Source organism: Pelagerythrobacter aerophilus (genome assembly GCF_003581645.1).
Taxonomy (GTDB): domain Bacteria; phylum Pseudomonadota; class Alphaproteobacteria; order Sphingomonadales; family Sphingomonadaceae; genus Pelagerythrobacter; species Pelagerythrobacter aerophilus.
Map to the genome: position 1 here is coordinate 374,466 of NZ_QXFK01000014.1, position 25,220 is coordinate 399,685.

Sequence of the window (25,220 nt, forward strand, 5' to 3'; positions counted from 1 at the left end):
GCGCGCGCATGGCTACTCCCGAGTCTCGCACCATGTCCGCGATCACCCCCGAAGTCGTCGAGCAGCACGGCCTCAGCCCCGAGGAATACGAGCGCGTCCTGCACGCGCTGGGCCGCGAGCCGAACCTCGTCGAACTCGGCATATTCTCCGTCATGTGGTCCGAGCACTGCTCGTACAAGAGCTCGCGCATCCATCTGAAGAAGCTGCCGACCGAGGCACCGTGGGTCATCTGCGGGCCCGGCGAAAACGCGGGCGTGATCGACATCGGCGACGGCCAGGCCGCGATCTTCAAGATGGAGAGCCATAACCACCCGAGTTACATCGAGCCCTACCAAGGCGCGGCAACCGGCGTCGGCGGCATCCTGCGCGACGTGTTCACGATGGGCGCGCGGCCGGTAGCAAACATGAACGCGCTGCGCTTCGGCCGGCCCGACCACCCGAAGATGAAGCACCTGGTACAGGGCGTCGTCGCGGGCATCGGCGGCTACGGCAACTGCGTGGGCGTGCCAACGGTGGGTGGGGAGACGAACTTCCATCCGGCCTACGACGGCAACATCCTCGTCAATGCGATGACCGTGGGCGTCGCGGATAGCGACAAGATTTTCTACTCGGCCGCGACGGGCGTCGGCAATCCGATCGTCTATGTTGGCTCCAAGACCGGACGCGACGGCATCCACGGCGCGACCATGGCGAGCGCGGACTTCGGCGATGACGCAGACGCCAAACGCCCCACGGTGCAGGTCGGCGATCCGTTCACCGAAAAGCTGCTGATCGAAGCCTGCCTCGAGCTGATGGCGACCGACGCGATCGTCGCGATCCAGGACATGGGCGCTGCGGGCCTCACCTCCTCCAGCGTCGAAATGGCGACCAACGGCAAGGCCGGCATCCGGCTCGACATGAACCAGGTGCCCTGCCGCGAAGAGGGCATGACGCCCTACGAAATGATGCTGAGCGAGAGCCAGGAGCGGATGCTCATGGTCCTCAAACCTGGCCGCGAGCAGCAGGCCGAGGAAATCTTCCGCAAGTGGGAGCTCGACTTCGCGGTTATCGGCGAAGTCACCGACACGCAGCACATGGTGCTGGAGTTCGACGGCGAGGTCGTGTGCGACATCCCGCTCGGCCCGCTCGCCGCCGACGCGCCGCTCTACGACCGCCCGGCGATGAACCGCGAGGACTACAAGGCCTGGGCACAGATCAAGCCGCTCGCCGACCTACCCGAGAGCGCAGACGTCGGCGCGGATCTGCTGAAGCTGATGGCCTGCCCCGACCTCGCCTCGCGCCGCTGGATCGCCGAGCAATACGACAGCCAGGTCGGTGCCGACACGCTCCAGACTGGCGGCGACGCCGGCGTGGTCCGGGTCCACGGCACTCGCAAGGCGCTGGCGATGACCACCGACTGCACGCCGCGCTATTGCTACGCCGACCCCTACGAGGGCGGCAAACAGGCGATCGCCGAAGCCTATCGCAACCTCTGCGCGGTCGGCGCGCGGCCGCTAGCGGTGACCAACTGCCTCAACTTCGCCAATCCGCAGCGGCCCGAGATCATGGCCCAGTTCACCGGCTGCCTCGAAGGCATGGGCGACGCCTGCCGCGCGCTCGATTTCCCGATCGTGAGCGGCAACGTCAGCCTCTACAACGAGAGCAAGGCGACCGGCGGCGGCAGCGCGATTCTTCCGACCCCGGCAATCGGCGGCGTCGGTGTGATCGAGGACTACGGCCGCATGATGACGATGCCGTTCAAGAACGAGGGCGACGTCATCTACCTCGTCGCGGCGGAATATTGGGCCAAACCGGACCCGACGCGCTCGCATCTCGGCCAGTCGCTGTGGCTGCGCGAGATTCACGGCCGCGACGAAGGTCGCACGCCGCCCACCGACCTGACCATCGAGCGCAACGCGGGCGAGATTGTGCGCCAGCTCATCGCCGACGGGCTGGTCAACGCCGTGCACGACGTTTCCGACGGCGGCCTCGCCGTCGCGCTGGCGGAGATGGCGCTCGCGGGCGGTATCGGCGCCGAGGTCGGCGGCAACGACGCCTACACCGCGGCGCAGTGGTGGTTCGGTGAGGATCAGGGCCGTTATGTCGTGACCGTGCCCGATACCGACGCGCTCAACCAAGCACTCGCCAAGGGCACCGAGAACGCCGAGACCGCGATGATCGGTTTCCGCCGCCTCGGCACCGTCGGTGGCGACAAGCTGCTGGGCGTTTCGCTGGCCGATCTGCGCGAGGCGCATCAGAGCTTCTTCCGCGACTGGATGGAGAGTTAGGGTCCGCTGCCACACCCGAAGAACCGGCTTCGACAAGCTCGACCCGAATGCGTAAAGGGGTGTGCTAGGTGCGGTAACGGGAGGGGAGCCCTGGAATGGCGCGCACGATTGTCATCGCATGGCTCGTCGCCGGGACGCTCGACATCATCTCGGCTTTCGTCTTTGCCGGAATGGCGGGTGCCACACCCACGCGAGTCCTGCAATTCGTCGCCAGCGGTCCGTTTGGCGACGGGATGTACGAGAGCGCAGTCGGGGCGTCGCTGGGGCTGCTGACCCATTTCGCGATCATGCTGGCGATGGCGGCTGCCTACGTCGCGATCGCGCCGAATTTCTCCGCGGTGCTGCGCCATCCGATCGTGGCCGGGCTGCTCTACGGCCTGCTGCTGTGGGTGATCATGTACTGGATCGTCCGCCCGCTGCGCTGGCCCGAACTGTGGCCGCCGGAAGCTTATACGGGAGATAGCGTAAGCGAGATCGCATGGAGCGTCGGCAACGCGCTATTCTCGCACTGCATCCTGGTGGGCATTCCGATCGCCTGGATCACGGCTCGCTCGCAGCGGGTATGAGCAAGCCCGATGCTGCCATGCCCGAACATGCGCTGAGGAAGAAGCCGATGGAGCAAATCATCAACTGGCTGTAGCACCAGCAACAGAGGGAAACGGGGCATGCACACGCGCTGGCCGATGTGGTTCGGACTGGTGGCAGGGCTGGCTGCTGTCGCGACCGGCTTTGCCTGGGGCGAAACCGCGCAGGAACAATGGCAGCTTGCGACCCGCTACACCGCGCGCGTCGGCTTTCCGTTGCTGATCCTTGCCTACATCTCGCGTCCGCTGCACCAGCTTGCGCCGAACGGTTTCACCCGGGCCGCGCTCGCGCGGCGGCGGTGGATCGGCCTTGGTTTCGCGTGCAGCCACACTGTCCATCTCATCTCGTTGACGATGGCCTTTCGGCTGGCCGGCGAGACGCCATCGGCGGTTACGCTTGTCGGTGGCGGCTTGGCCTATGCCCTGCTCTACGCAATGGCGCTGACCTCGAGCAACGCCGCGCAGCGCGCGATGGGGCGCTGGTGGAAGCGGCTGCACCGCTTCGGCATTCACTATCTGTGGCTGATCTTCGCCCAGAGCTACCTTGGGCGCGTATTCAATCCCGACACGATGTGGATCGGGGCAATCTTCGGCAGCATCGCCCTTGCCGCGGCGGGCGTTCGTTTCGCCGCCTGGCTGAAAAGCCGATCGTAAGACCGGATCACCGCCTTCCAACGAAGGCGGACACACAAGTCCGCTATGCGGCAAGCTTCTCCGTTAGTTCCTTGCCGAGCAGATCATAGGGATCGACACCCTCGCTGCGCCACACCTCGTGGCAGTGGCGATACCATTTCGGCTCGGTGATCCGCAGCTTCTGTCGCGCGTCCTGCAGGTCCATGGCGAGCAGTTCACGGACCGACATCTCGACAATCGAGGGGCAGGCCTTGCCGATCCGATGCGCCTCGCGCACCGCGCGGTAGACCGGCGCCTTGCTCTTGACCTGCTTCTTGATGTTGAGCGCGCCGGCGTAGCCGAGCAGCAGATGCCCGTGGCTCGGGCTCTGCCCGTGGGTGAACAGCAGCACGCACTGCTCGCCCAGCGCATCGCGGCCGTAGCCGGTGAGGACATGCATCAGGTCGTGCGTATCGCGCTGGCGAAAACCATACCACTCGATCAGATCACCGTACTTCGGCCGGCCCATCTTGTCCGATTCGGCGACGAGGCCCGCAGCGGTCAGCCCCTCGCGCTCCATAAACTCGATATAGGCATGCGCCACGCTGCCGGCGGGCAGTCGCCGCAGTGCATCGTGGTCGTCGAGGATCGGTGGCAGGAAAGGCTCGTTCGCGCGCAATTCCTCGCCCTCTGCGCTCAGTGTCAGCGCACGGGCCCGCGGCAGGAAGGTCTCCGACGGCAGGGCTTCATAGATGTGGAAGACCTGCTCGGTGTCCTCCTTGTCCTTCAACAGCTCGCGGAAGTGATGAAGCGCCTTGCCGACGTCGCGCCTGACCTCGGGCCGCACCGGATTGCGGAACAGCGTGCCGTCGCTCGCGCAGGCGGCGTTCGGGTCGGCATGCTGCAGGGTCTGCACTTCGGTCATCGCGTCGCCCTTTACTGACACGCCTGTCAATGTAGCATTTCAGTTGCAAATTGAAAGCTAGTTCTGGTGGTCTCACCATCGTGAGTCCCACACAGAACGCGGAGCAGTTCGCGCCCTACCCGCTCACCCATTCCTCATGCGGGATGCCGAGCAGTTCCAACACTGCCGTCAGATCCCCCCGATCGATCCACCCGTCCGCCGCCTTCCGCGCTTTCGGCTTGGCGCGGTAGGCCAGACCCCAGGTCGCGGCGCGCAGCATCGGGATGTCGTTCGCTCCGTCCCCGGCGGCAAGGCTGATCGCGTCGGGGCCGATCTTCGCCGCCTCCTCGCGCAGCACGCGCTCCTTCACCGAACTGTCGGTGATCGCGCCCGCGAGCGCGCCGGTGAGCTTGCCATCGGCGACCGCGAGCCGGTTACCGACGACTTGCTCGAAACCGATGTCCTCCGCCACCGGGTCGGCGAAATGATGGAAGCCGCCGGTCACCAGGACGGTGCGGCAGCCTTTCGCCTTCAGCGTCGCGACGAGCGTTCTCGCGCCATCCATCGGCCGAATGCGCTCGGTCAGGCAAGTCGTGATCGTCTCTTCCGAAAGGCCGGCGAGCAGCCCGACCCGTTCGGCAAGCGCGCTGGCGAAGTCGAGCTCCCCCTGCATCGCCCGCTCGGTGATCGCCGCGACACGGTCCTTGAACCCGGCGAAGTCGGCCAGCTCGTCGATGCATTCCTGCCCGATCATAGTCGAGTCCATGTCCGATACGAACAGGTCGGGCACGGCGATCTCGCGGGCCGAGACGAGTAGGTCGGCAGGCGTGAAATGCTCGTCGAGAATCGCACGGAGTGCCGCTGCGTCGCCTTCGGGCAATCCGATTTCCAGCACGTCACTGCAGAAGTCGAGCATCTGCGCTACGGCCACCCGCATCCCTTCGCGCTCGAGCGCAGCAGTGGCGCGATCGAGGCGCGTTTCAAGGTGTACCGGGTCTGCTATCAGCCGGGCGATGAGCACCGCAAATTCTCCGAAATCCCGCCGCGAACGGCCGCCGGTGGCGCTCATCGCAGGGCCGACCGCGAGCGGCAAGAGCGATCTCGCCGTGCGCCTCGCGCATGCGCTGGGGGAGCGCGGGCGACCGGCTGCGGTGATCAACGCCGACAGCGCGCAGGTCTATCGCGACTTGCGCGTGCTCAGCGCGCGGCCCTGCGAAGAAGAGATGGCCGGCGTGCCGCATCGGCTGTTCGGCGCGTGGGACGGGGCCGAAGCCTGCTCAGCAGCCGACTGGGCCGCGCGCGCGAAAGTCGAGATCACCGAGATGCACGCGCGAGACGGCGTGCCGATCCTGGTCGGGGGGACCGGGCTCTACCTGCGCACCCTGATCGACGGGATCGCGCCCGTGCCGCCGATCGCACCCGAAGTCCGCGAAGCCGTCCGTGCCATGCCGGTGAGCGAAGCACATGCAGAGCTGTCGGCGCTCGATCCCGAACGCGCAGCGCAGCTCGCTCCGGCCGATACGACGCGCGTCGCCCGGGCGCTCGAAGTCGTCCGATCGACGGGCCGCACGCTCGCGCACTGGCAGATGCTCCGCGAAGGCGGGATCGAGGGGGCGGTCACGCTCCATCCGCTGGTCCTGCTGCCCGATCGTTCGTGGCTCTACGAACGCTGCGACAGGCGCTTCGAGGCGATGATCGAATCGGGCGCGGTAGAGGAAGTCGAGGCGCTGCTGGCGCGCGGGCTCGATCCGATGCTGCCCGTCATGCGTGCGATCGGCGTGCGCGAGATCGCCGCATGGCTGGCGAATGAGCTCTCTCGCGAGGAGATGATCGCCGCCGGGCAGCAGGCCACGCGCAATTACGCCAAGCGGCAGTACACCTGGTTCCGTCGCCAGCCTCCGCAAGAATGGATGCGCACCGAGTCACTTCGGAATGATATCGAGGCTCAATTCGCATCATTGTTTCACCAATAGCTCTTGACATATCATATTCTGTCGCATAGGCGGGCCGAAGTGAAAAGTTTGGCCCGGCGCGAATACCCCCTCCGCGCCGGGTCGATCTTTTTTCGGCGTATGACGAAGTTGAGAAGGAAAGGGTCGGACAATGGCGGAGGAGCGCAGCGGCGCATCCATCCTGATCGAATGCCTGGTGCGGGAGGGTGTCGAATTCGTCTTCGGCTATCCCGGCGGCGCGGTGCTACCGATCTACGATGAGCTCTTCGCCGATACGCGCGTCCGCCATATTCTTGTCCGCCACGAAGCCGGCGCGGCGCACGCGGCCGAAGGCTATGCGCGCTCGACCGGCAAGCCGGGCGTGGTGCTCGTCACCTCCGGCCCCGGTGCGACCAATGCGGTGACCGGCATTGCCGACGCGTTCATGGATTCGATTCCGATGGTCGTCATCACCGGCCAGGTGCCGACGGCGCTGATCGGGACGGACGCGTTCCAGGAAGCCGATACGGTCGGCATCACGCGCCACTGCACCAAGCACAACTATCTGGTGAAGGACCCGACACAGCTCCGTGCGACGATCGAGGAAGCCTTCCGCATCGCCACGACCGGCCGCCCGGGCCCGGTGGTGATCGACATTCCGAAGGACGTCCAGATCGCGCTCGCAAGCTGGGACGATCAGGACACCGCTCCTCTGCCCTCGTCGCGCTATGCGCCGCCGGTGGAAGGCGAAGCGGACGAGATCGCGCAGGCGATCGAGATGCTGGCCGCGGCCGAGCGCCCGATCTTCTACACCGGCGGCGGCGTCATCAACTCGGGCCCGGAAGCGAGCGCGCTGCTGCGCCGTCTGCAGGACCTGACCGGTGCGCCCGTCACCAGCACGCTGATGGGGCTGGGCGCGTTTCCGTCCGATCATCCCGACTGGCTGGGCATGCTCGGCATGCACGGAACCTACGAGGCGAACATGGCGATGAACCGGTGCGACCTGATGGTCTGCATCGGCGCCCGTTTCGACGACCGCGTGACCGGGCGTCTCGATGCGTTTTCTCCCGATTCCAAGAAGATACACATCGACATCGACAGAAGCTCGATCAACAAGACGGTGCCGGTCGACCTCGCCATTCTGGGCGACTGCACGCATGTTCTGCGTCAACTGACTGCGGCCTGGGGCGATCGCCGCGCGCGCGATCTCGGCGAATGGAAGGCACGCATCGCGGGTTGGCGCGCCTGCGAATGCCTCGCCTATCCGCCAAGCAAGACCGAGATCATGCCGCAAAAGGCGATCGAGCGTCTGTTCGCCCTCACCCGCGATCGCAATCCGATCATTTCGACCGAAGTCGGCCAGCATCAGATGTGGGCCGCGCAGTATTTCGGCTTCTCCGATCCCAACCGCTGGCTCACCAGCGGCGGCCTCGGCACGATGGGCTACGGCCTGCCCGCCGCGATCGGCGCGCAGCTCGGCAATCCGGATGCGCTGGTGATCGATATCGCGGGCGAAGCCTCGATCCAGATGAACATCCAGGAACTCGGCACTGCGAGCCAGTACCGCCTGCCGGTCAAGATCTTCATCCTCAACAACGAGTACATGGGCATGGTCCGCCAGTGGCAGGAACTGACCTACGAGAGCCGCTATTCGAACTCATATTCCGACAGCCTGCCCGACTTCGTTCGGCTCGCCGAAGCTTACGGCTGGAAGGGTATTCGTATCGAAGACGACGCGGGCCTCGACGCGGGCATCCAGGCGATGATCGAACATGACGGACCGGTCATGGTCGACTGCCGCGTGTCGAAGGGGGCGAATTGCTTCCCGATGATCCCGAGCGGTGCGGCGCACACCGACATGCTGCTCTACGGCGATCGTGTCAGCGGCACGATGGACGACGAAGCGAAGGCGCTGGTGTGATGCTGATCAAGGAAGCCGAATCGCAGCGCCACGTGCTGGCGATCACCGTCGACAACGAGGCCGGGATTCTCGCCAAGATCGCCGGGCTGTTCACCGCGCGTGGGTACAACATCGATAGCCTGACCGTGGCCGACATCACCGAGAACCACGCGGTCAGCCGGATCACCATCGTCACCAACGGTCCGCCCGAGGTGATCGACCAGATCCACGCCCAGCTCGACCGGCTGGTGCCGGTGCACAAGGTCGTCGACCTGACCGAGGAAGGCCCGCACGTCGAGCGCGAGCTGGCGCTGGTCAAGGTTGCCGGCACGGGCGAGAAGCGAGTCGAGGCGCTGCGCCTCGCCGACATCTTCCGCGCGCACCCGGTCGATACGACCACCGAGAGCTTCATCTTCGAGATCACCGGCACGCCGGAGAAAGTCGACAGCTTCGTCGGCCTGATGCGCGAGCTCGGCCTCGTTGAAGTCGGCCGCACCGGGATCGTGGGGATGATGCGCGGGGCGCAAGGAGCCTAGACGTTTGCCGTCACCCCGGCGCAAGCTGGGGTCGGGCGCAGCCAAGTGAGACTATGTGGACAGCAGACCCAGCTTGCGCTGGGACGACGACATTCGAGAGAACGAGGAAACCGACGTGAAAGTCTACTACGACGCCGATGCCGACCTGAACCTGATCGCCAACAAGAAGATCGCCGTGCTCGGCTACGGCAGCCAGGGTCACGCGCATGCGCAGAACCTGCGCGATTCGGGCGTGAAGGACGTCGCGATTGCGCTGCGCGAAGGTTCGGCCACCGCCAAGAAGGCGGAAAGCGCCGGCTTCACCGTCATGTCGAACAGCGAAGCCGCGAAGTGGGCCGACGTGCTGATGATCCTCGCGCCCGACGAGCATCAGGCCGCGATCTGGGAAAACGATCTCGCCGGCAACATGAAGCCCGGTAGCGCGATCGCCTTCGCGCACGGGCTCAACATCCACTTCGGCCTGATCGAAGCGCCGAAGGACATCGACGTAATCATGATTGCGCCGAAGGGCCCGGGTCACACCGTGCGCAGCGAGTATCAGCGCGGCGGCGGCGTGCCCTGCCTGATCGCGGTCCACCAGGACGCAACCGGCAACGCGCACGATATCGCCCTCGCCTACGCGAGCGGCGTTGGCGGCGGGCGCAGCGGAATCATCGAGACCAACTTCAAGGAAGAGTGCGAGACCGACCTGTTCGGTGAACAGGCCGTGCTTTGCGGCGGTATCACGCACCTGATCCAGGCCGGCTTCGAGACGCTGGTAGAGGCCGGTTACGCGCCCGAGATGGCCTATTTCGAATGCCTCCACGAAACCAAGCTGATCGTCGACCTCCTCTACGAAGGCGGGATCGCCAACATGCGCTATTCGATCAGCAACACGGCCGAATACGGCGACATCAGCACCGGCCCGCGGATCATCACCGAGGAGACCAAGGCCGAGATGAAGCGCGTGCTTGCCGACATTCAATCGGGCCGTTTCGTCAAGAATTTCGTCCTCGACAACCGGGCCGGCCAGCCCGAGTTGAAGGCCGCGCGCAAGGCGGCCGAGGCGCATCCGATCGAGCAGACCGGTGCGCGGCTGCGCGCGATGATGCCTTGGATCGGCAAGAACAAGCTGGTCGACAAGGAGAAGAACTGACGGCATCCTTCGCGCCGACAGTATTTGGAGACGCGAGATGACGAAGACGACCTGGATCGCCGCAATCGGCGCGGCAACGCTCGGCCTCTCGGCCCTGACCACGCTCGGCGCGCAGGATGCACCGCCGGAGGTGCCGGGTGTCGTCGATCCGAGCAAGGTGACGGGCGGCACATATGTGGCCGATCCGGCGCACAGCCTCGTCCAGTGGCGGGTCAACCACTTCGGCTTCAACGACTATTTCGGCATCTTCGGCGATGTCGAAGGAACGTTGCAGCTCGATCCCGCCAGTCCGGGCCAGTCGTCGGTCGACGTCACGATCCCGGTTGCTAACGTCACCGTAGCAAGCGAGGGGCTGCGCGATCACCTGCTGCGGCCGGGCAAGGACGGCGGCGCGCCCGACTTCTTCGGGCCGGGGCCGGCACCGGCGCGATTCGTCTCGAAGTCGGTCCAAGTCAGCCCCGGCGGCATGACCGCCGATGTGGTCGGCGACTTCACGCTGAACGGCGTTACGAAGGAAGTGAAGCTCTACGCGCGCTTCACCGGCACGGGCCCCAACCCGATGACGAAAGCCGAGACGGTCGGCTTCGAAGGACACGGTGTCATCAAGCGCTCGGATTTCGGGATCGGCTTCGGCGTGCCGGTGGTGTCCGACGATGTCGAACTGGAGTTCACCGCGGCATTCGAGAAACGGCCGGCGGAATAATCCGGCCTCGATCGCTTGCCATCGAGGCAACTTTAGGTCATTGGGATCGCCATGACGCGCAACGGACTTATTCTGCTTCGACTTACTCGCCCTTGGGCGTGATCTGACGCGTGCCTTGTGGGTGCGCGATGCGCCCAAGGGGTCAAGGCCACCAGACAGCAGAACCTTCCGTTGCGAGATTTCCTACAATGACCATGCTCCGCGAACCGTCGCGCAAGTACCGCCCCTTCCCCCAGGTGCCGCTGGCCAACCGCCAATGGCCCGCGCACACCATCGAGGCCGCGCCGCGCTGGCTCTCGACGGACCTGCGCGACGGCAACCAGGCCATCGTCGATCCGATGGATTCGGCGAAGAAGAACCGTTTCTTCGACCTTCTGGTCGAGATCGGGGTGAAGGAGATCGAGGTCGGCTTCCCCAGCGCGGGCGCGACCGAATTCGACTTCATTCAGGGCCTCGTCCGTTCCGGGCGCATTCCTGACGACGTGATGGTGCAGGTCCTTACGCAGAGCCGCGAGGACCTGATCCGCACCAGCTTCGCCAGCCTCGAGGGTGCGCAGGCAGCGATCGTCCATCTCTACAACGCGGTCAGCCCTGCCTGGCGCGACATCGTGTTCCGCATGAGCCGCGAGGAAGTGAAGGCGATTGCCGTCGCGGGCGCCAAAGTCATGCGCGATGAGGCCGGGAGCCGCCCCGGGACCGAATGGCACTTCCAGTACAGCCCCGAGACTTTCTCGACCGCCGAGCTCGATTTCTCGATCGAGGTCTGCGAGGCGGTGATGGAAATGCTCGCGCCCACGCCCGAGCGGCCGATCATCCTCAACCTGCCGGCGACGGTCGAAGCGGCGACGCCCAATATCTACGCCGACCAGATCGAATATTTCTGCCGCAATCTGCCGAGCCGCGAGAGCGCGGTGATCAGCCTCCACACGCATAACGACCGCGGCACCGGCGTTGCGGCGGCGGAGCTCGGCCTCATGGCCGGTGCGGACCGCGTCGAAGGCTGCCTGTTCGGCAACGGCGAGCGGACCGGCAACTGCTGCCTCGTGACCGTGGCGCTCAACATGTACACGCAGGGCGTCGATCCGGGGCTCGACTTCTCCGACATCGACCGGATCATCGAGACGGTCGAGTACTGCAACCAGATCCCGGTCCACCAGCGCCATCCCTATGGCGGGGAGCTGGTGTTCACCGCCTTCTCCGGCAGCCATCAGGACGCGATCAAGAAGGGCTTCGAAGCGCACGGCAAGCAGAACGACGAGTTCTGGCGCGTGCCTTACCTGCCGATCGACCCCGCCGATCTCGGCCGCGACTACGAGGCGGTGATCCGCGTCAACTCGCAGTCCGGCAAGGGCGGCTTCGCCTGGGTTCTCGAGCAGGACCAGGGCCTCAAGTTGCCCAAGAAGATGCAGGCGGACTTCTCCAAGCAGGTCCAGCGCATGGCGGACGAGCTCGGGCGCGAACTCAACGCGGCCGACATCTGGGACGTCTTCAAACGCACTTATCACGTGCAGGTCCGGCCGAAGCGCTTCCAACTCGTCGACTACGAGGAGAGCCGTGCGGCGGACGGCACGCGCGTGTTCGCGGGAACGGTCGAAGTCGACGGCAAGGCGCAGACCGTTTCCGGCCGCGGCAACGGCCTGATCTCCTCGGTCGTCGCGACACTGAAGGACGCGTTCGGCGTCGAGCTGGAAGTGTGCGACTACACCGAGCACGCACTCTCGACCGGTTCCGATGCGCGCGCTGCCGCCTATCTCGAATGCGCCCTGCCCTCCGGCGAGCGCGTCTGGGGTTGCGGCATCGACGAGGACGTAGCCACCGCCAGCGTGCGCGCTGTGCTGAGCGCGGCGAACTCGGCGGCTTCGATCTAGCTTGCCACAAGCGGCGGCGCGGTTAGCGTGGCGCTCCGGGAGGAGCCGCCATGACCGAAGAGATCATCGAACCCGATCTGCCGATCGTCGATCCGCATCACCACCTGTGGGACTTGCGCCCGCTCCTGCCGGCCTTCCCCGAGCCGCGCCACGCCTTCCTCGAGGCGATCGCGGGCGCGGCCCACTACACATTCGACCAGCTCCAGGCGGATACGCAAAGCGGCCATAACGTCGTCGCCACCGTGTTCATGGAATGCGGGGCGTTCTACGACATGAGCCGCGACGATGCCTTGAAGCCGGTCGGGGAAGTCGAGTTCGTCAATGGTGTCGCCGCGCAAGGCGCGAGCGGGCTCTATGGTGCCTATCGCCCCTGTGCCGCGATCGTCGGCCATGCGGACTTGCGGCTGGGCGCGACGGCCGGGGAAGTGCTCGATGCGCTCCAGGCCGCATCGCATCGCTTCGTCGGCATTCGTCATCAGGCGGCGTGGGACGCGGATCCTGATGTGCTGGGCCCGCCCTTTCACGCACCCGAAGGCCTCTATCGCGACGCGGCCTTCCGCAAGGGCTTCGCCGAGCTCGGCAAGCGTGGGCTGACCTTCGATGCCTGGGTGCTCGAACCTCAGCTCGGCGACGTCCTCGATCTGGCACGCGCCTTTCCCGATCAGCCGATCGTGCTCGACCACTGCGGCACCCCGCTCAACATCGCCTGCTATCGCGGTACGCTCGGCGCGCATTTCGAGCGTTGGCGCACCAGCATTCGCGCGATTGCGGAATGCCCGAACGTCACCGTGAAGCTCGGCGGCCTCGCGATGGCCTTCTGCGGCATGCCGGAGGACGGCCCGGCCAAGGGCTGTGGCTCCGAAGAGCTGGCTGCGTTGTGGAAACCGTACATCGACACCTGCATCGAGGCGTTCGGCGCCGATCGCGCTATGTTCGAGAGCAACTATCCGGTTGACCGCTGGGGCGCGAGCTACCCGGTGCTGTGGAACGCCTTCAAGCGGCTCGCCGCCGGCGCGAGCGAGGACGAGAAGCGCTGCCTCTTCGCCGGCACCGCGGCACGCATCTACGGTATCGAGCACATCCTCGACTGACCCTTACGTAACGGCAATCTCGACAAGGCGGCGGCACCCGGATAGCCCGGCGCAATAAGTTGCAATCGACAACGGAGAACCGGATGCCCCTTCCCGCCCCTTTCGACCGCCTGCGCCTGCCTGTAATCGGATCGCCGCTGTTCATCGTATCCGGCCCCGAACTGGTGATCGCGCAGTGCAAGGCAGGGATCGTCGGCTCATTCCCCGCGCTCAACGCCAGGCCCTCTGGCGTGCTCGACGAATGGCTGCACCGGATCACCGAGGAACTCGCGGCGCACAATCGCGACAATCCCGATCGACCGGCCGCACCCTTCGCCGTAAACCAGATCGTCCACAAGTCGAACGACCGCCTCGAGGAGGACATGCAGGTCTGCGCCAAGTGGCAGGTGCCGCTGGTCATCACCTCGCTCGGCGCGCGGGAGGAGATCTTCGCCGCGGTGCGCGGTTGGGGCGGGATCACGCTGCACGACGTGATCAACGACCGCTTTGCCCGGAAAGCGATCGAGAAAGGCGCCGACGGCCTGATCCCGGTCGCGGCCGGTGCCGGCGGGCATGCCGGGGTGCAATCGCCCTTCGCACTGATGCAGGAGATTCGCCAGTGGTTCGACGGGCTGGTCGCGCTTTCCGGCTCGATCGCTCATGGCCGCTCGGTGCTGGCAGCGCAGGCCATGGGCGCGGATTTCGCCTATATCGGCTCACCCTGGATCGCCACGAAAGAGGCGAATGCCGACGAGCGCTACAAGCAGAGCATCGTCGAGAGCCGGGCGGCGGACATCGTCTACACCAACCTCTTCACCGGCGTTCACGGCAACTATCTGCGCGGCTCGATCGTTGCGGCCGGGCTCGATCCCGAGAACCTGCCGGTGAGCGATCTGAGCAAGATGAACTTCGGCTCGGGCGGCAACAGCAAGGCCAAGGCGTGGAAGGACATCTGGGGCTCCGGCCAGGGCGTCGGCATGGTCGACGAGGTCGAAAGCGTCGCCGACCGCGTCGCGCGGCTCGAGCGCGAGTATCAGGCAGCGCGGGAGGAACTCACGGCCAAAGTCGTCGGCTGAGTCGCCGACCAAAGGGCTTCCGCCATCGCATCCATCGCGGTGAAGTCGAACCCTGCCCGATCGGATCGCGACGATTGAGATTGAGCCTCCGGTGCGTATCGAGCAGCCGCCGCCGCAATCCGCGCTGCAGGAGGGCGAGCCGCATCAGCGCTTCTCCGACCGCGCTTTCCGGATTGCGCAGCCGCGCCGCCGACCCCCGCGCTCGATCTGCCCCCCCGCTGAGCGACGAGCTCGCTGCAAGTCCGGATGCTGCGGCGCACAGCGCCGAAGCCGGGCGCCCCACGATCAGCCACGCTCGACCCTGAGGAACCGGCCGTTTCCCGAAGGCCGGAGCGTCACGCCTGCACCGTCCGGGCCGGTCAGCGACACGGTTTCGGCAATGCGCCCGCCCCCGACCAGCTCGTTCACCAGTCGCAAGCCGAGTTGCACCGCCGCTGCGGGATCGGGGAACTGCGCATTGTCGAAATGGAGCTCCTGCCCGGTAAAGAACGCCAGCCCTTCGGACTGGACCGCGCCTCCGAGCATCTGTCGGAATGCACACAGGCCGAGTGCCGGGAACGAACCGCCCGCCAGCCAGGCTTCGACCATCGACAGATAGAACTCCCGCCCCACGAGCGTTCGCGCGGGAGTCCAGGATACGACCAGCGCCCCCGGCAGGCGGCGGACGAGCTCAGCCCCGAGCGCGGCCTGCGCGCGGACCACGGGAACCGTAGCGCGGCCGCCCGCAAGATGTGGCCCGGGCAATAGGCAGAGGCCTTCCCCCAGTGCCTCGCCGAAATCGGCCGGAACCTCGTAGCGGTTGCGCAGATCCGCCGCGACGTAACCCGCCCCAGGCGCCATCCCGCTCAGATCGAAAGTCATCCCGTCGATCAGCAGTTCGAGCCAGGGCCCATGCTCGTCTGCGCCGGCACCCTGTTCATCACCGGCGTGGCTGATCGCCACTTTTTCCATGGCCTCCACCGCTCGGCGAACCGCTGCGATGTCGGGGCGCGCCCCGGCACGGAACATGAGCAGCAGGCCGGGCGGAGCTTCGCGCCCGGTAATGTCGGTTCTGATCGCGATCGGTGCGTCCCTCGGTGGTAGTGCGCAAATCCTGACGCGAAAGGCATCGCCCGTCGAGTCGCAGGCGGCGAGAGATGCGTCCGCTTTGGAGAGAACCGCAATGCCCCGCTAGAACATGCCGAGATCGAGACCTTGAGCGAGGGCAGCGCCGAGGTCGCGGCACTGCGACAGGCGCTCTGCGGAAACGGTCTTCTCAGCCATGATCGTCTCGGGCGTCTGCGCGTCGAAACAGAAGATCACCGGATCGGCCACCCGCCGCAGGCGCCACCCGGTAGCGATGCGGTCGATCTGGCGCTGCGCGCCTTCCCCGTCGGAGCCGGCGGCGATCAAGGTCGCGTAGGCCCGCCCCTCGATCCGGCCGAGCACGGGATAATAGCAGCGGTCGAACATCTCCTTCATCTCGCCGCTCATGCTCGCGAGGTTCTCGGGACACACGAAGAGGTAGGCCGAGGCCGCGAGGATGTCGTCAGGCGAGACGTCGCCCGCCCGCAGGAGCCAGGCCGCCTCCCCCGCCCCTTCGGCTGCAGCGTTGGCCATGGCGCGGCTTGCCCCGGTCCGGCTGTGCCAGGCGATCAGCAGGCGTTTTCCATCCTCGCTCATGCCGGCGACCATCGCGGATAGCTGTCGATTGTCAAACCGCGTGCTTTGCGCAAGCGGAACGGCTGCGGTAGATGCAGCCCATGGGGTCGCAATCGCTTTCCTGCGTGTTTGGCATCGAACGGTCGCTCTCCGGCAAGGCCTGGCGCTGGCGTGGCGGGAACATGGCGCTGGCAGACAACGCCGCCTCGATCGAGGACGATATCGTCGCGCAGCTCCTCCTGTCGCGCGGCGTCGCCCGCGATGAGCTGGACCGGCACCGGACCCCTACCTTGCGCGAGTTCCTCCCCGATCCGTCCGCCTTTCGCGACATGGATGCGGCCGCGGAACGCATCGCCCAGGCCGTGCTCGGCGGCGAGACGATCACCATCTACGGCGACTACGACGTGGACGGCGCGACCAGTTCGGCACTGCTGATCCGGCTACTGCGCATGCTCGGTCACGACGCCGGCCACTACATCCCCGACCGCCTTCTCGAAGGCTACGGCCCCAGCGGTGAGGCGCTGGTCAGGCTGGCCGAGGAAGGGTCGAGCCTGATCGTCACGGTCGATTGCGGTGCGATGGCGCACGAGGCGCTGAGCATGGCGCACGATGCCGGCGTGGACGTGATCGTGGTCGATCATCACAAATGCGCGGCCGAGCTTCCCAAGGCCGCGGCGCTGGTCAATCCGAACCGGCTCGACGAAAGCGATCTTGGCGCACGGCATGGCCACCTTGCGGCCGTGGGTGTGGCTTTCCTGCTGGCGATCGCGGTTGTGCGCACGCTGCGGGAGCGCGGATATTTCACGGCGCGGCCGGAGCCCGACCTTCGCGCCCTGCTCGACTTGGTGGCACTCGGCACCGTGGCGGACGTCGCGGCCCTGCATGGGCTCAACCGGGCGTTCGTGGCGCAGGGTCTGAAAGTCATGGCCAAGCGCCAGAACGTCGGCATGTCGGCCCTGATCGACGCGAGCCGCCTGTCGCGGGCACCGGTGTGCAGCGATCTGGGCTTTGCGCTCGGGCCGCGGATCAACGCCGGCGGCCGGGTCGGCGAATCGACACTCGGCGTTCGCCTGCTGACCACCGAAGATCCCGATGAAGCGCGGGAGATTTCCGCGCAACTCTCCACGCTCAATGAAGAGCGGCGCGCGATTGAAATGGCGGTGCAGGAGGCGGCGGAAGCGCAGCTCGCACGCCAGCACAACCGCGCGGTGCTCGTCCTCGCGGGCTCAGGCTGGCACCCGGGCGTGATCGGGATCGTCGCCGGACGGATAAAAGAGAAGACCGGCCGGCCCGCGATCGTGATCGCCCTCGATGGCGAGACCGGCCAGGGCAAAGGCTCCGGACGGTCCATCTCGGGCGTGGACCTCGGCGCGGCAATCATCGCGGCGCGCGAATCGGGGCTCCTCGTCGCCGGCGGCGGGCATGCCATGGCCGCGGGCCTTACGCTGGATGCGAACAAGCTCGATTCGCTTGCCGACTGGCTCGACGAACGCCTCGCTGGCGCGGTGCAGCGCGCCTGTGCCGAGCAAGTCCTGTCGCTCGATCTCTCCCTCGCGCCCGGCGGGCTGACGCCGGAGCTGGTGGAAACGCTCGACCGGGCGGGACCGTTCGGCGTCGGGTGGCCGGGGCCGAAGCTCGCGGTCGGGCCGGTCCGACTGGTCAAAGCGGATGTCGTCGGCACCGATCATGTCCGCGTGATCGCCAATGGCGACGACGGGCGCTCGTTCAAGGCGATCGGCTTCCGCATGGCGGAAAGCGATCTCGGCCAATCGCTGCTTCACGGGGCGAAGGGGCGGCGCCTGTGGCTGGCGGGCCGTGCGAAGATCGACGATTGGGGCGCTCGCCCGCAGGCGGAGCTTCATCTGGAGGACGCGGCCTGGGCCGACTGACATTCTCACGCAACGCACAGGGTTGACCGCGCCGCGCGGCACCCCTAAGTGCGCCGCCACGCCACCGGCACCTGACGGTTCGGCCCCTTCGTCTAGCGGTTAGGACGCGGCCCTTTCACGGCTGAAACACGGGTTCGATTCCCGTAGGGGTCACCACCGACGAAATGTCGCCGTGGCGCGCCATGCTTCATGGTATGGCCCCTTCGTCTAGCGGTCAGGACGCGGCCCTCTCACGGCTGAAACACGGGTTCGATTCCCGTAGGGGTCACCAGCTCAATCGACGGATACCGCTTGAAGGCCAGAGGCATGAGCGCTCTGCCGCGGCTTTTCGATCGGGTGGATGACAGGCGCCACCCGAACCTCTACCGTCTTGCGCTGAGTTCGACCTGTGCCGGGGAGGAGGTCAGCCGCCGTGACCTGGGGTTACCCGATCATGCTCTTCGTGGGCGCCGTCTCCTCCGCGCTCGTTGCCGGCATCTTCTACGCCTTCTCCTCGTTCGTCATGCCTGCGCTGGGCCGCATTCCCGATGAGCAGGGCAGCAATGCGATGAATGCGATCAACGTGGCGGTCTATACGCCCAGCTTCATGATCCTTTTCATGGGGACGGCGCTGCTGTCCGCCGTGGTCGCCGTCCGGTCGCTGTTCTCGATTGAAAGCCTCGGGAGCCAGCTCGTTCTTGCCGCCTCGCTGCTCTACCTGATCGGTTGCTTCGGCGTGACGATAGCGTTCAACGTGCCGCTCAACCGTCAGCTCGCCGCCGGCAGCGGCGATGCCCTGTGGCGGAAGTTTCTGCGCCGATGGACGGTCTGGAATACCGTCCGAACCATCGGGGCCGGCCTCGCGTCGGCGCTGTTCATCCTTGCACTGGTGCTGGGCTACGGTCCGGCAACTGCGATCGCGTGAAGGGGGCTGTCACCATGTTCCAAGTATCACCCGAACATTGGCGCAATTTTCTGGCCGGAGCGGTTTCACGCAGCTAAGGCCCCGCGCGCTATGGAGCAGGATCGCACCTACCCCGTCGCCGCGCTCGTGCTGGCCGTGGTCACCGCGGTGGGTATGGCAATCGCCGGGGCGCCCCTGTGGCTCGCATTGGCAGTGCTTCTCGTCTGGGCAGGCTCGCTCTGGCTCGCGGTCGCATCCCCTCCGCCGCCGCTCGAATCGGCAACCAACGGCTCATTCAATCGCGACGACATGGGCCAGTTCATCGAACATGCGGGGACGCCGCTGCTGGTTACCGAGAACCGCCGGATCTCGATCGCCAACCGCTCCGCGCGTAATCTTCTCGGCGCTCACATTCTGGGGCAGGACATCCGGGTCGCGTTTCGCCATCCCGAGGCCGTCGCGCTGCTCGAGCGGGACGCGAGCGGGCAGGCGACCGTGCAGGGGCTCGTCCGCCGGCGCGACATCTGGATTCTCAACTATCAGCGGCTCGGCGAGGAACTCGGCGTGATCGAGCTGCTCAACCAGACGGCTGAAGCCGACATCAGCCGCGCGCACACCGATTTCGTCGCCAACGCCAGCCACGAACTGCGGACGCCGCTCTCTTCGATCATCGGTTATGTCGAGACTTTGCGCGAGGATGGCGGCAAGGCCCCGCCCGAAACGCGCGCGAAGTTTCTCGACACCGTCCTTGGCGAGGCGCGGCGTCTGAAGAACCTCGTCGACGACCTCATGTCGCTTTCGCGCGTGGAAGCGGAAAAGCACGATCTGCCGCAGGAGCACCTTCCCTTGCGCGAACTGATCGAAAGCGCCGCGCGCGATGCCGCGGGGCCCGAGCGGCAGAACCGCCTCGATCTCGACTGCGAAGGCGATATCGAGATCAGGGGCGATGCGCGCCAGATCGAACAGCTCATCCGCAATCTCGTCGACAACGCCCTGAAGTACGGTGCGCCTGAGGAACGGGTTACGGTCGCCCTGCATCGGCTGCCTGAGGGCGATGCCGAATTGACCGTCACCGATCGCGGCGAAGGCATCGCGCCCGAGCACCTCCCTCACCTGACACGCAGGTTCTATCGCACCGATCCGGGCCGCAGCCGCGCTTCCGGCGGGACCGGCCTCGGCCTCGCCATCGTCAAGCACATTGTGGAACGGCATCGCGGACGCCTCGACATCGCCAGCAAGCTTGGCCAAGGCACGACCATCACCGTGCGCATTCCGACCGTCGCCCAGACTGCCGAGGAAGTGTCATGAAATTGTCACGAAAGTTCAACAAAGCCTCGGTGGCAAGCTCGTGGACCGCGCGCTTGTATCCGTTCGAAGCCTTCCCGAGCTAGGTCGCAACAGGCGTGTCTCTCACTATTCTTCTTCTTCTGGCGCTGGGACTGGGGCTGGCCGGATGGCTCGCCGCACGATCGCGCGCCTGGGCCTTCCGCCGGACGAGCGGCGCGAGCGCGATGGCGGCCCTTCCCAGCTATCACGGCTGGTACGTGGCGCTGTGGATCGTGGTTCCGATGGTGCTCTTCATCGCCTTGTGGAGCGTCGTCGGCCCGCATCTCGTGAGCCAGCACGTGCTCGCCTCCCCGGCAGCGGCCGATCTTCCGGCGTTCGGCTTCAAGCGCGAATCGATGCTGGCCGAAGCGCGCGCCGTGGCGATGGGGACGGCGCCCGGCGTATTCAACGAGGAGGCGCGCGCGCTGATCGAACCTTATCGGGAGGCAATCGGGCGCTATCAGTTCATCGGCATCGCCGCAGTGCTCGTTCTCGGCTTTCTCGGCGGCGTATGGGCGTTCCTGCGCATCAAGCCGGACTTCACCGCCCGCACCCGTGTGGAACGGACGATCATGGTCGTCCTGCTGCTCGCCTCACTCGTCGCGATCCTGACGACGCTGGGGATCTTCGTCAGCCTGGTGTTCGAAACCATCCGCTTCTTCGGAATGGTCAATCCGATCGACTTCCTGTTCGGAACGCATTGGGGCCCTGATCCGATGTCGAGTGCGGTGAACCCCGATGCGAGCCGCTACGGCGCGATCCCGCTGTTCTGGGGCACCATCTACATCGGCGCGATCATCGCGATGGTCGTCGCCATCCCGCTCGGGCTGATGAGCGCGATCTATCTGACCCAGTATGCCAAGCCCAGCTTGCGCGCATGGGTCAAGCCGGCGCTGGAAATCCTCGCCGGGGTTCCGACCGTCGTTTACGGCTATTTCGCGGCGTTGACCGTCGCGCCTGCGATCCGGGACCTGGCGCTCGCCGCCGGCATGTCCAATCCCTCGAGCGAAAGCGCCCTCGCCGCCGGCCTGGTGATGGGCGTGATGATTATTCCGTTCGTGTCCTCGATGGCCGACGATTCGATCGCTGCTGTCCCGCAGGCGATGCGCGACGGCAGCCTTGCGATGGGCGCGACGACGTCCGAGACCATCCGCCGCGTGCTCGTCCCCGCGGCGCTGCCCGGCATCGTCGCCGGTGTCATGCTCGCTATCAGCCGCGCGATCGGCGAGACGATGATCGTCGTCATGGCCGCATCGACCGCCGCCAATCTCAGCGCCAACCCGCTGGAGGCTATGACCACCGTGACCGTGCAGATCGTCGCCATGCTGACCGGCGAAGGCAGCTTCGACCATCCGGCAACGCTGAGCGCCTTCGCGCTCGGCTTCGTGCTGTTCCTGGTCACGCTCGGCCTCAACTTCATCGCCCTGCGCGTCGTGAAGAGGTTCCGTGAAGCCTATGAATGAGCGCACGCCCCCGACGCGCACCCCCGCCTTCGAGGCGCGGCTGAAGAAGCGCTACGCGGCCGAACGCCGCTTCAGGCTCGCGGGCATCGCCGCGATCATGTTCTCGATCGTCGTGCTGGCCTTCCTGCTGGTGACGATGACGCTGAACGGGATCGGCGGTTTCCAGCGCGCCGAATTGACGGTGCCGATCGACTTCACGCAAGCCGGCATCGCCGGCGACCCGGCGGTGCTGTCGCAGCCCGGCGGCATGCAGAGCCTCGAGGCGCAGGACTTGCCCTCCGTCGTCGAATTCTTCGCCGAGCAGGAACTGGGCCCGCAGGGCGCCGCGCAGCTCGGCAGCGGTGCCTGGCGCGAGGTCGGCCAGGCGATCATCGACGATCCCTCTCTGCTGGACACCACCGCAGTGTTCGATCTTCCGGCCAGTCCCGGTCTGGCCGCCGCGCTTAGCGGCGAAGGTCCCGCAGAAATGCAGGCCCTCGCCACGCGGCTCGCAGAGCAGGACAAGCTGGGGACTGCCTTCGACGTCGGGTTCCTGACGCGGGCCGACGCCACCGATCCGCAGCAGGTGGGCATCTGGGGCGCGCTCAAGGGCTCGATCCTGACGATGATCGTTACCCTTGCGCTCGCTTTCCCGATCGGCGTGCTCGCCGCGCTCTATCTCGAGGAATACGCGCCCAAGAACCGCTGGACCGATCTGATCGAGGTGTCGATCAACAACCTGGCTGCGGTCCCCTCGATCATCTTCGGTCTTCTCGGCCTGGCGGTGTTCCTGTGGATCTTCCCGAGCATGCGATCCGCCCCACTGATCGGGGGCATGACGCTGGCACTGATGACGATGCCGGTGATCGTCATCTCCGGCCGCAATGCGATCAAGGCGGTACCGCCGTCGATCCGCGACGGTGCGTTGGCGATCGGCGCGTCGCCGGTGCAGGTGGTGTTCCACCACGTCCTCCCGCTCGCCCTTCCCGGCATTCTCACCGGCACAATCATCGGCATGGCCCGCGCGCTGGGCGAGACCGCGCCGCTGCTGATGATCGGCATGCGCGCCTTCGTCGCCTCGGCGCCCGACGGGTTCACCTCGCCAGCGACTGTTCTGCCGGTGCAAATCTTCCTATGGTCGGACGAGATCGATCGCGGTTTCGTCGAACGGACATCCGCGGCCATTATCGTCCTCCTGCTGTTCCTCCTCGTGATGAACGGCCTCGCCATCTACCTGCGCAACAAATTCGAGAAAAAGTGGTGACCGTAATCCATCCCAACCTGGACGACACCGAAGCGAAGATGAGCGCGCGGGACGTTTCCGTGTTCTACGGCGACAAGTTGGCGATCGATAACGTTTCGATCGAGATCCCGACGAAGTACGTCACTGCCTTCATCGGCCCCTCGGGCTGCGGGAAGTCGACCTTCCTGCGCACGCTCAACCGCATGAACGACACGATCCCCTCCGCCCGCGTCGAGGGCGAGATCCTGCTCGACGGCGAGGACATCTATCGCTCGAAAATGGATGTCGTGCAGCTCCGTGCGCGCGTGGGCATGGTGTTCCAGAAGCCGAACCCCTTTCCCAAGTCGATCTACGAGAACATCGCTTATGGCCCCCGCATCCATGGCCTGGCCGAAGGCAAGCAGGAACTCGATGCGATCGTCGAGACTTCGCTCCAGCGCGCAGGCCTGTGGAACGAGGTGAAGGATCGGCTGGAGGATAGCGGCACCGCTCTCTCCGGCGGCCAGCAACAGCGCCTGTGCATCGCGCGCGCGATCGCGGTCGATCCCGAAGTGATCCTGATGGACGAGCCGTGCTCCGCGCTCGACCCGATCGCGACCGCCAAGATCGAGGAACTGATCGACGAACTCAACGGCCGCTACGCCATCGTCATCGTCACCCACTCGATGCAGCAGGCCGCGCGCGTCAGCCAGCGCACGGCGTTCTTCCACCTCGGAAAGATGGTGGAATACGGCCGGACTTCTGACATATTCACCAATCCGCTCGAAGAGCGGACGAAGGATTACATTACGGGCAGGTACGGCTGATGACCGAGCATACAGTCAAGGCGTTCGACGAGGACATTACCCGGCTTCGCGGCCTGATCGCGGAGATGGGCGGCCTTGCCGAAGTGGCCGTGCAGAACGCCATGGATGCGCTGGTGAAGGGCGACGATGCTCTCGCCAAGCAGATCATCAAGGGCGACAAGAAGATCGATGCCCTGGAATCCGAGGTCGATAAGCTCGCCGTGCGCGTGATCGCGCTCCGCGCGCCGATGGCGGACGATCTGCGCGAAGTGATCGCGGCGCTCAAGATCGCCGGCGTGGTCGAGCGGATCGGCGACTATTCGAAGGCGATCGCCAAGGCGAGCCGCGAGATCGCCGACCGCCGGCATTTCGAGCCGCTGACCTTGCTGCCCGCGATGGGCGAGCTCGCGGCCGAGATGGTCCACGACGTGCTCACCGCCTATGGTGCGCGCGATCCCGTGCTGGCACGCGAGGTGATCGCGGCCGATCGCAAGGTCGACAACTTCTACAACTCGATTTTCCGTAATCTTGTCAGTCATATGGTCGAGAATCCTTCAACCATTTCGACGGCCGCCCAGCTCCTCTTCGTCGCTCGCAACATCGAGCGGATCGGCGACCACGCCACCAACGTCGCCGAAATGGTGCATTTTGCGGCAACCGGCACTTATCCGGCCGACGACGATTCATGACACGCGTGTCGTCAAAGTGAAATAATCGCGGTGTCTTGAATTCGTCATGACCACCGCAACGCTCCTTCTCGTCGAAGACGACCCCGCTCTTTCGGAACTGCTCGAGTACCGGTTCGCCAACGAAGGCTACCGCGTTCGCGCCACGGCCGACGGTGATGAAGCCCTGGTGCTGGCTGCCGAGGAAGTGCCCGACCTCGTCATCCTCGACTGGATGATCGAGGGGACCAGTGGCATCGAGGTCTGCCGCCGCCTGCGCCGCGACAAGGCGACTGCGCACGTCCCGATCATCATGCTGACCGCGCGCGAGGCGGAGGATGACCGCATACGCGGCCTCGAGACCGGCGCGGACGACTATGTGACCAAGCCTTTTTCTCCCCGTGAACTGCTAGCGCGCGTCGCCGCCGTCCTGCGCCGCATCCGCCCGGCCCTCGCCGGTGAGACGATCGAGGTCGGCGACATCAAGCTGGACCCCGTGGCGCACAAGGTCGCCCGCCGCGGACAGACGCTGCAGATGGGCCCGACCGAGTACCGCCTGCTCAAGTTCTTCATGGAAAGCCCGGGCCGCGTCTTCAGCCGCAACCAGCTCCTCGACGGCGTCTGGGGCACCGGCAGCGATATCGAGCTGCGCACCGTCGATGTGCACATTCGCCGCCTGCGCAAGGCGATCGAGTTGACCGGCGCGCCCGACCCGATCCGCACAGTACGTTCGGCCGGGTACGCGTTCGAAGCGGTCTGA

23 protein-coding genes and 2 tRNA genes are annotated in these 25,220 nt (G+C 65.9%); 21 read left to right on the top strand and 4 right to left on the bottom strand.

Annotated features, from left to right (window positions below; genetic code table 11):
- Positions 1 to 32: 32 nt before the first annotated feature.
- From purL to D2V04_RS05685, 3 genes are all read left to right on the top strand, one after another.
- Positions 33 to 2,267, top strand: a complete 2,235-nt coding sequence (gene purL / locus D2V04_RS05675; RefSeq protein ID WP_119512308.1) for a phosphoribosylformylglycinamidine synthase subunit PurL — start codon at positions 33 to 35, stop codon at positions 2,265 to 2,267.
- Between the two features lie 95 nt (positions 2,268 to 2,362).
- Positions 2,363 to 2,833 (top strand): hypothetical protein, encoded by a 471-nt coding sequence (locus D2V04_RS05680; protein ID WP_119512309.1) that lies wholly within the window; start codon positions 2,363 to 2,365, stop codon positions 2,831 to 2,833.
- A 99-nt stretch (positions 2,834 to 2,932) separates the two neighbouring features.
- Positions 2,933 to 3,505 carry a hypothetical protein gene (locus D2V04_RS05685; protein ID WP_147391775.1) on the top strand — a complete coding sequence of 191 codons (573 nt, stop codon included), beginning with the start codon at positions 2,933 to 2,935 and terminating at the stop codon, positions 3,503 to 3,505.
- Between the two features lie 43 nt (positions 3,506 to 3,548).
- Here the strand turns inward: D2V04_RS05685 and D2V04_RS05690 are convergent, their stop codons facing one another.
- Both D2V04_RS05690 and serB read right to left on the bottom strand, forming a co-directional pair.
- Entirely contained in the window at positions 3,549 to 4,388 is an 840-nt protein-coding gene (locus D2V04_RS05690; RefSeq protein WP_119512607.1) for a Coq4 family protein, read from the bottom strand.
- A 115-nt stretch (positions 4,389 to 4,503) separates the two neighbouring features.
- Complete coding sequence (gene serB, locus D2V04_RS05695; protein ID WP_182849673.1) at positions 4,504 to 5,436, bottom strand: phosphoserine phosphatase SerB; 933 nt, start codon at positions 5,434 to 5,436, stop codon at positions 4,504 to 4,506.
- On the opposite strand from serB, the gene miaA reads away from it, so the two are divergent.
- The 8 genes from miaA (at position 5,381) to D2V04_RS05735 (ending at position 14,586) form a co-directional block, all read left to right on the top strand.
- Complete coding sequence (miaA, locus tag D2V04_RS05700; RefSeq protein WP_119512312.1) at positions 5,381 to 6,340, top strand: tRNA (adenosine(37)-N6)-dimethylallyltransferase MiaA; 960 nt, start codon at positions 5,381 to 5,383, stop codon at positions 6,338 to 6,340. The two genes, serB and miaA, sit on opposite strands and share 56 nt — an antisense overlap.
- A 130-nt stretch (positions 6,341 to 6,470) precedes the next feature.
- Positions 6,471 to 8,219: a biosynthetic-type acetolactate synthase large subunit gene (ilvB, locus tag D2V04_RS05705; RefSeq protein WP_119512313.1), complete on the top strand. Its 1,749-nt coding sequence runs from the start codon at positions 6,471 to 6,473 to the stop codon at positions 8,217 to 8,219.
- The gene (gene ilvN / locus D2V04_RS05710; protein WP_119512314.1) at positions 8,219 to 8,734 is read left to right on the top strand and encodes an acetolactate synthase small subunit; all 516 of its coding nucleotides are present in this window, start codon (positions 8,219 to 8,221) and stop codon (positions 8,732 to 8,734) included. Before ilvB ends, ilvN begins: the two co-directional genes overlap by 1 nt.
- A 115-nt stretch (positions 8,735 to 8,849) precedes the next feature.
- The gene (gene ilvC / locus D2V04_RS05715) at positions 8,850 to 9,869 is read left to right on the top strand and encodes a ketol-acid reductoisomerase (protein WP_119512608.1); all 1,020 of its coding nucleotides are present in this window, start codon (positions 8,850 to 8,852) and stop codon (positions 9,867 to 9,869) included.
- A 37-nt stretch (positions 9,870 to 9,906) separates the two neighbouring features.
- On the top strand, positions 9,907 to 10,572 hold the full coding sequence (locus D2V04_RS05720) for a YceI family protein (RefSeq protein ID WP_119512315.1): 666 nt from the start codon (positions 9,907 to 9,909) through the stop codon (positions 10,570 to 10,572).
- A gap of 188 nt (positions 10,573 to 10,760) precedes the next feature.
- Positions 10,761 to 12,440: a 2-isopropylmalate synthase gene (gene leuA, locus D2V04_RS05725; protein WP_119512316.1), complete on the top strand. Its 1,680-nt coding sequence runs from the start codon at positions 10,761 to 10,763 to the stop codon at positions 12,438 to 12,440.
- A gap of 50 nt (positions 12,441 to 12,490) precedes the next feature.
- Positions 12,491 to 13,531, top strand: coding sequence for an amidohydrolase family protein (locus D2V04_RS05730; protein WP_119512317.1), 1,041 nt, complete (start codon positions 12,491 to 12,493; stop codon positions 13,529 to 13,531).
- Positions 13,532 to 13,614: 83 nt separating this feature from the next.
- A complete protein-coding gene (locus D2V04_RS05735) occupies positions 13,615 to 14,586 on the top strand; it encodes an NAD(P)H-dependent flavin oxidoreductase (RefSeq protein WP_119512318.1) in 972 nt (323 codons plus the stop codon).
- Positions 14,587 to 14,871: 285 nt separating this feature from the next.
- Here the strand turns inward: D2V04_RS05735 and D2V04_RS05740 are convergent, their stop codons facing one another.
- Together D2V04_RS05740 and D2V04_RS05745 are read right to left on the bottom strand one after the other, a co-directional pair.
- A complete protein-coding gene (locus D2V04_RS05740; RefSeq protein WP_119512319.1) occupies positions 14,872 to 15,594 on the bottom strand; it encodes a hypothetical protein in 723 nt (240 codons plus the stop codon).
- Positions 15,595 to 15,756: 162 nt separating this feature from the next.
- Positions 15,757 to 16,248 (bottom strand): flavodoxin family protein, encoded by a 492-nt coding sequence (locus D2V04_RS05745; protein WP_119512609.1) that lies wholly within the window; start codon positions 16,246 to 16,248, stop codon positions 15,757 to 15,759.
- Between the two features lie 80 nt (positions 16,249 to 16,328).
- Here D2V04_RS05745 and recJ point away from each other — a divergent pair, with 80 nt between their 5' ends.
- The 10 genes from recJ (at position 16,329) to phoB (ending at position 25,220) form a co-directional block, all read left to right on the top strand.
- Positions 16,329 to 18,116: a single-stranded-DNA-specific exonuclease RecJ gene (gene recJ / locus D2V04_RS05750; RefSeq protein ID WP_119512320.1), complete on the top strand. Its 1,788-nt coding sequence runs from the start codon at positions 16,329 to 16,331 to the stop codon at positions 18,114 to 18,116.
- An 81-nt stretch (positions 18,117 to 18,197) separates the two neighbouring features.
- A tRNA-Glu gene (locus D2V04_RS05755) sits at positions 18,198 to 18,272 on the top strand.
- 40 nt (positions 18,273 to 18,312) lie between these two features.
- Positions 18,313 to 18,387: transfer RNA gene (locus tag D2V04_RS05760), tRNA-Glu, on the top strand.
- Between the two features lie 141 nt (positions 18,388 to 18,528).
- Positions 18,529 to 19,020, top strand: a complete 492-nt coding sequence (locus D2V04_RS05765; RefSeq protein WP_228766277.1) for an anthrone oxygenase family protein — start codon at positions 18,529 to 18,531, stop codon at positions 19,018 to 19,020.
- 90 nt (positions 19,021 to 19,110) lie between these two features.
- On the top strand, positions 19,111 to 20,307 hold the full coding sequence (locus D2V04_RS05770; RefSeq protein ID WP_119512321.1) for an ATP-binding protein: 1,197 nt from the start codon (positions 19,111 to 19,113) through the stop codon (positions 20,305 to 20,307).
- 95 nt (positions 20,308 to 20,402) lie between these two features.
- Positions 20,403 to 21,788, top strand: a complete 1,386-nt coding sequence (gene pstC, locus D2V04_RS05775) for a phosphate ABC transporter permease subunit PstC (protein WP_119512322.1) — start codon at positions 20,403 to 20,405, stop codon at positions 21,786 to 21,788.
- Positions 21,781 to 23,031: a phosphate ABC transporter permease PstA gene (pstA, locus tag D2V04_RS05780; protein WP_119512323.1), complete on the top strand. Its 1,251-nt coding sequence runs from the start codon at positions 21,781 to 21,783 to the stop codon at positions 23,029 to 23,031. The genes pstC and pstA overlap by 8 nt, the downstream gene beginning before the upstream one ends.
- 38 nt (positions 23,032 to 23,069) lie before the next feature.
- Complete coding sequence (gene pstB / locus D2V04_RS05785) at positions 23,070 to 23,816, top strand: phosphate ABC transporter ATP-binding protein PstB (RefSeq protein ID WP_228766309.1); 747 nt, start codon at positions 23,070 to 23,072, stop codon at positions 23,814 to 23,816.
- On the top strand, positions 23,816 to 24,484 hold the full coding sequence (phoU, locus tag D2V04_RS05790) for a phosphate signaling complex protein PhoU (RefSeq protein ID WP_182849674.1): 669 nt from the start codon (positions 23,816 to 23,818) through the stop codon (positions 24,482 to 24,484). Before pstB ends, phoU begins: the two co-directional genes overlap by 1 nt.
- Before the next feature lie 46 nt (positions 24,485 to 24,530).
- The gene (phoB, locus tag D2V04_RS05795; protein ID WP_119512325.1) at positions 24,531 to 25,220 is read left to right on the top strand and encodes a phosphate regulon transcriptional regulator PhoB; all 690 of its coding nucleotides are present in this window, start codon (positions 24,531 to 24,533) and stop codon (positions 25,218 to 25,220) included.

Excerpts from the sequence above, each read along its gene's own strand:
- serB (WP_182849673.1), bottom strand. The coding sequence starts at position 5,436 with ATGAGCGCCACCGGCGGCCGTTCGCGGCGGGATTTCGGAGAATTTGCG.
- pstA (WP_119512323.1), top strand. The coding sequence starts at position 21,781 with ATGAATGAGCGCACGCCCCCGACGCGCACCCCCGCCTTCGAGGCGCGG.
- D2V04_RS05730 (WP_119512317.1), top strand. The coding sequence starts at position 12,491 with ATGACCGAAGAGATCATCGAACCCGATCTGCCGATCGTCGATCCGCAT.
- leuA (WP_119512316.1), top strand. The coding sequence starts at position 10,761 with ATGACCATGCTCCGCGAACCGTCGCGCAAGTACCGCCCCTTCCCCCAG.
- D2V04_RS05685 (WP_147391775.1), top strand. The coding sequence starts at position 2,933 with ATGCACACGCGCTGGCCGATGTGGTTCGGACTGGTGGCAGGGCTGGCT.
- D2V04_RS05735 (WP_119512318.1), top strand. The coding sequence starts at position 13,615 with ATGCCCCTTCCCGCCCCTTTCGACCGCCTGCGCCTGCCTGTAATCGGA.
- ilvN (WP_119512314.1), top strand. The coding sequence starts at position 8,219 with ATGCTGATCAAGGAAGCCGAATCGCAGCGCCACGTGCTGGCGATCACC.
- D2V04_RS05770 (WP_119512321.1), top strand. The coding sequence starts at position 19,111 with ATGGAGCAGGATCGCACCTACCCCGTCGCCGCGCTCGTGCTGGCCGTG.
- ilvB (WP_119512313.1), top strand. The coding sequence starts at position 6,471 with ATGGCGGAGGAGCGCAGCGGCGCATCCATCCTGATCGAATGCCTGGTG.
- purL (WP_119512308.1), top strand. The coding sequence starts at position 33 with ATGTCCGCGATCACCCCCGAAGTCGTCGAGCAGCACGGCCTCAGCCCC.
- D2V04_RS05720 (WP_119512315.1), top strand. The coding sequence starts at position 9,907 with ATGACGAAGACGACCTGGATCGCCGCAATCGGCGCGGCAACGCTCGGC.
- phoU (WP_182849674.1), top strand. The coding sequence starts at position 23,816 with ATGACCGAGCATACAGTCAAGGCGTTCGACGAGGACATTACCCGGCTT.
- pstB (WP_228766309.1), top strand. The coding sequence starts at position 23,070 with ATGAGCGCGCGGGACGTTTCCGTGTTCTACGGCGACAAGTTGGCGATC.
- miaA (WP_119512312.1), top strand. The coding sequence starts at position 5,381 with ATGAGCACCGCAAATTCTCCGAAATCCCGCCGCGAACGGCCGCCGGTG.
- phoB (WP_119512325.1), top strand. The coding sequence starts at position 24,531 with ATGACCACCGCAACGCTCCTTCTCGTCGAAGACGACCCCGCTCTTTCG.
- recJ (WP_119512320.1), top strand. The coding sequence starts at position 16,329 with ATGGGGTCGCAATCGCTTTCCTGCGTGTTTGGCATCGAACGGTCGCTC.
- D2V04_RS05745 (WP_119512609.1), bottom strand. The coding sequence starts at position 16,248 with ATGAGCGAGGATGGAAAACGCCTGCTGATCGCCTGGCACAGCCGGACC.
- D2V04_RS05680 (WP_119512309.1), top strand. The coding sequence starts at position 2,363 with ATGGCGCGCACGATTGTCATCGCATGGCTCGTCGCCGGGACGCTCGAC.
- D2V04_RS05740 (WP_119512319.1), bottom strand. The coding sequence starts at position 15,594 with ATGTTCCGTGCCGGGGCGCGCCCCGACATCGCAGCGGTTCGCCGAGCG.
- D2V04_RS05690 (WP_119512607.1), bottom strand. The coding sequence starts at position 4,388 with ATGACCGAAGTGCAGACCCTGCAGCATGCCGACCCGAACGCCGCCTGC.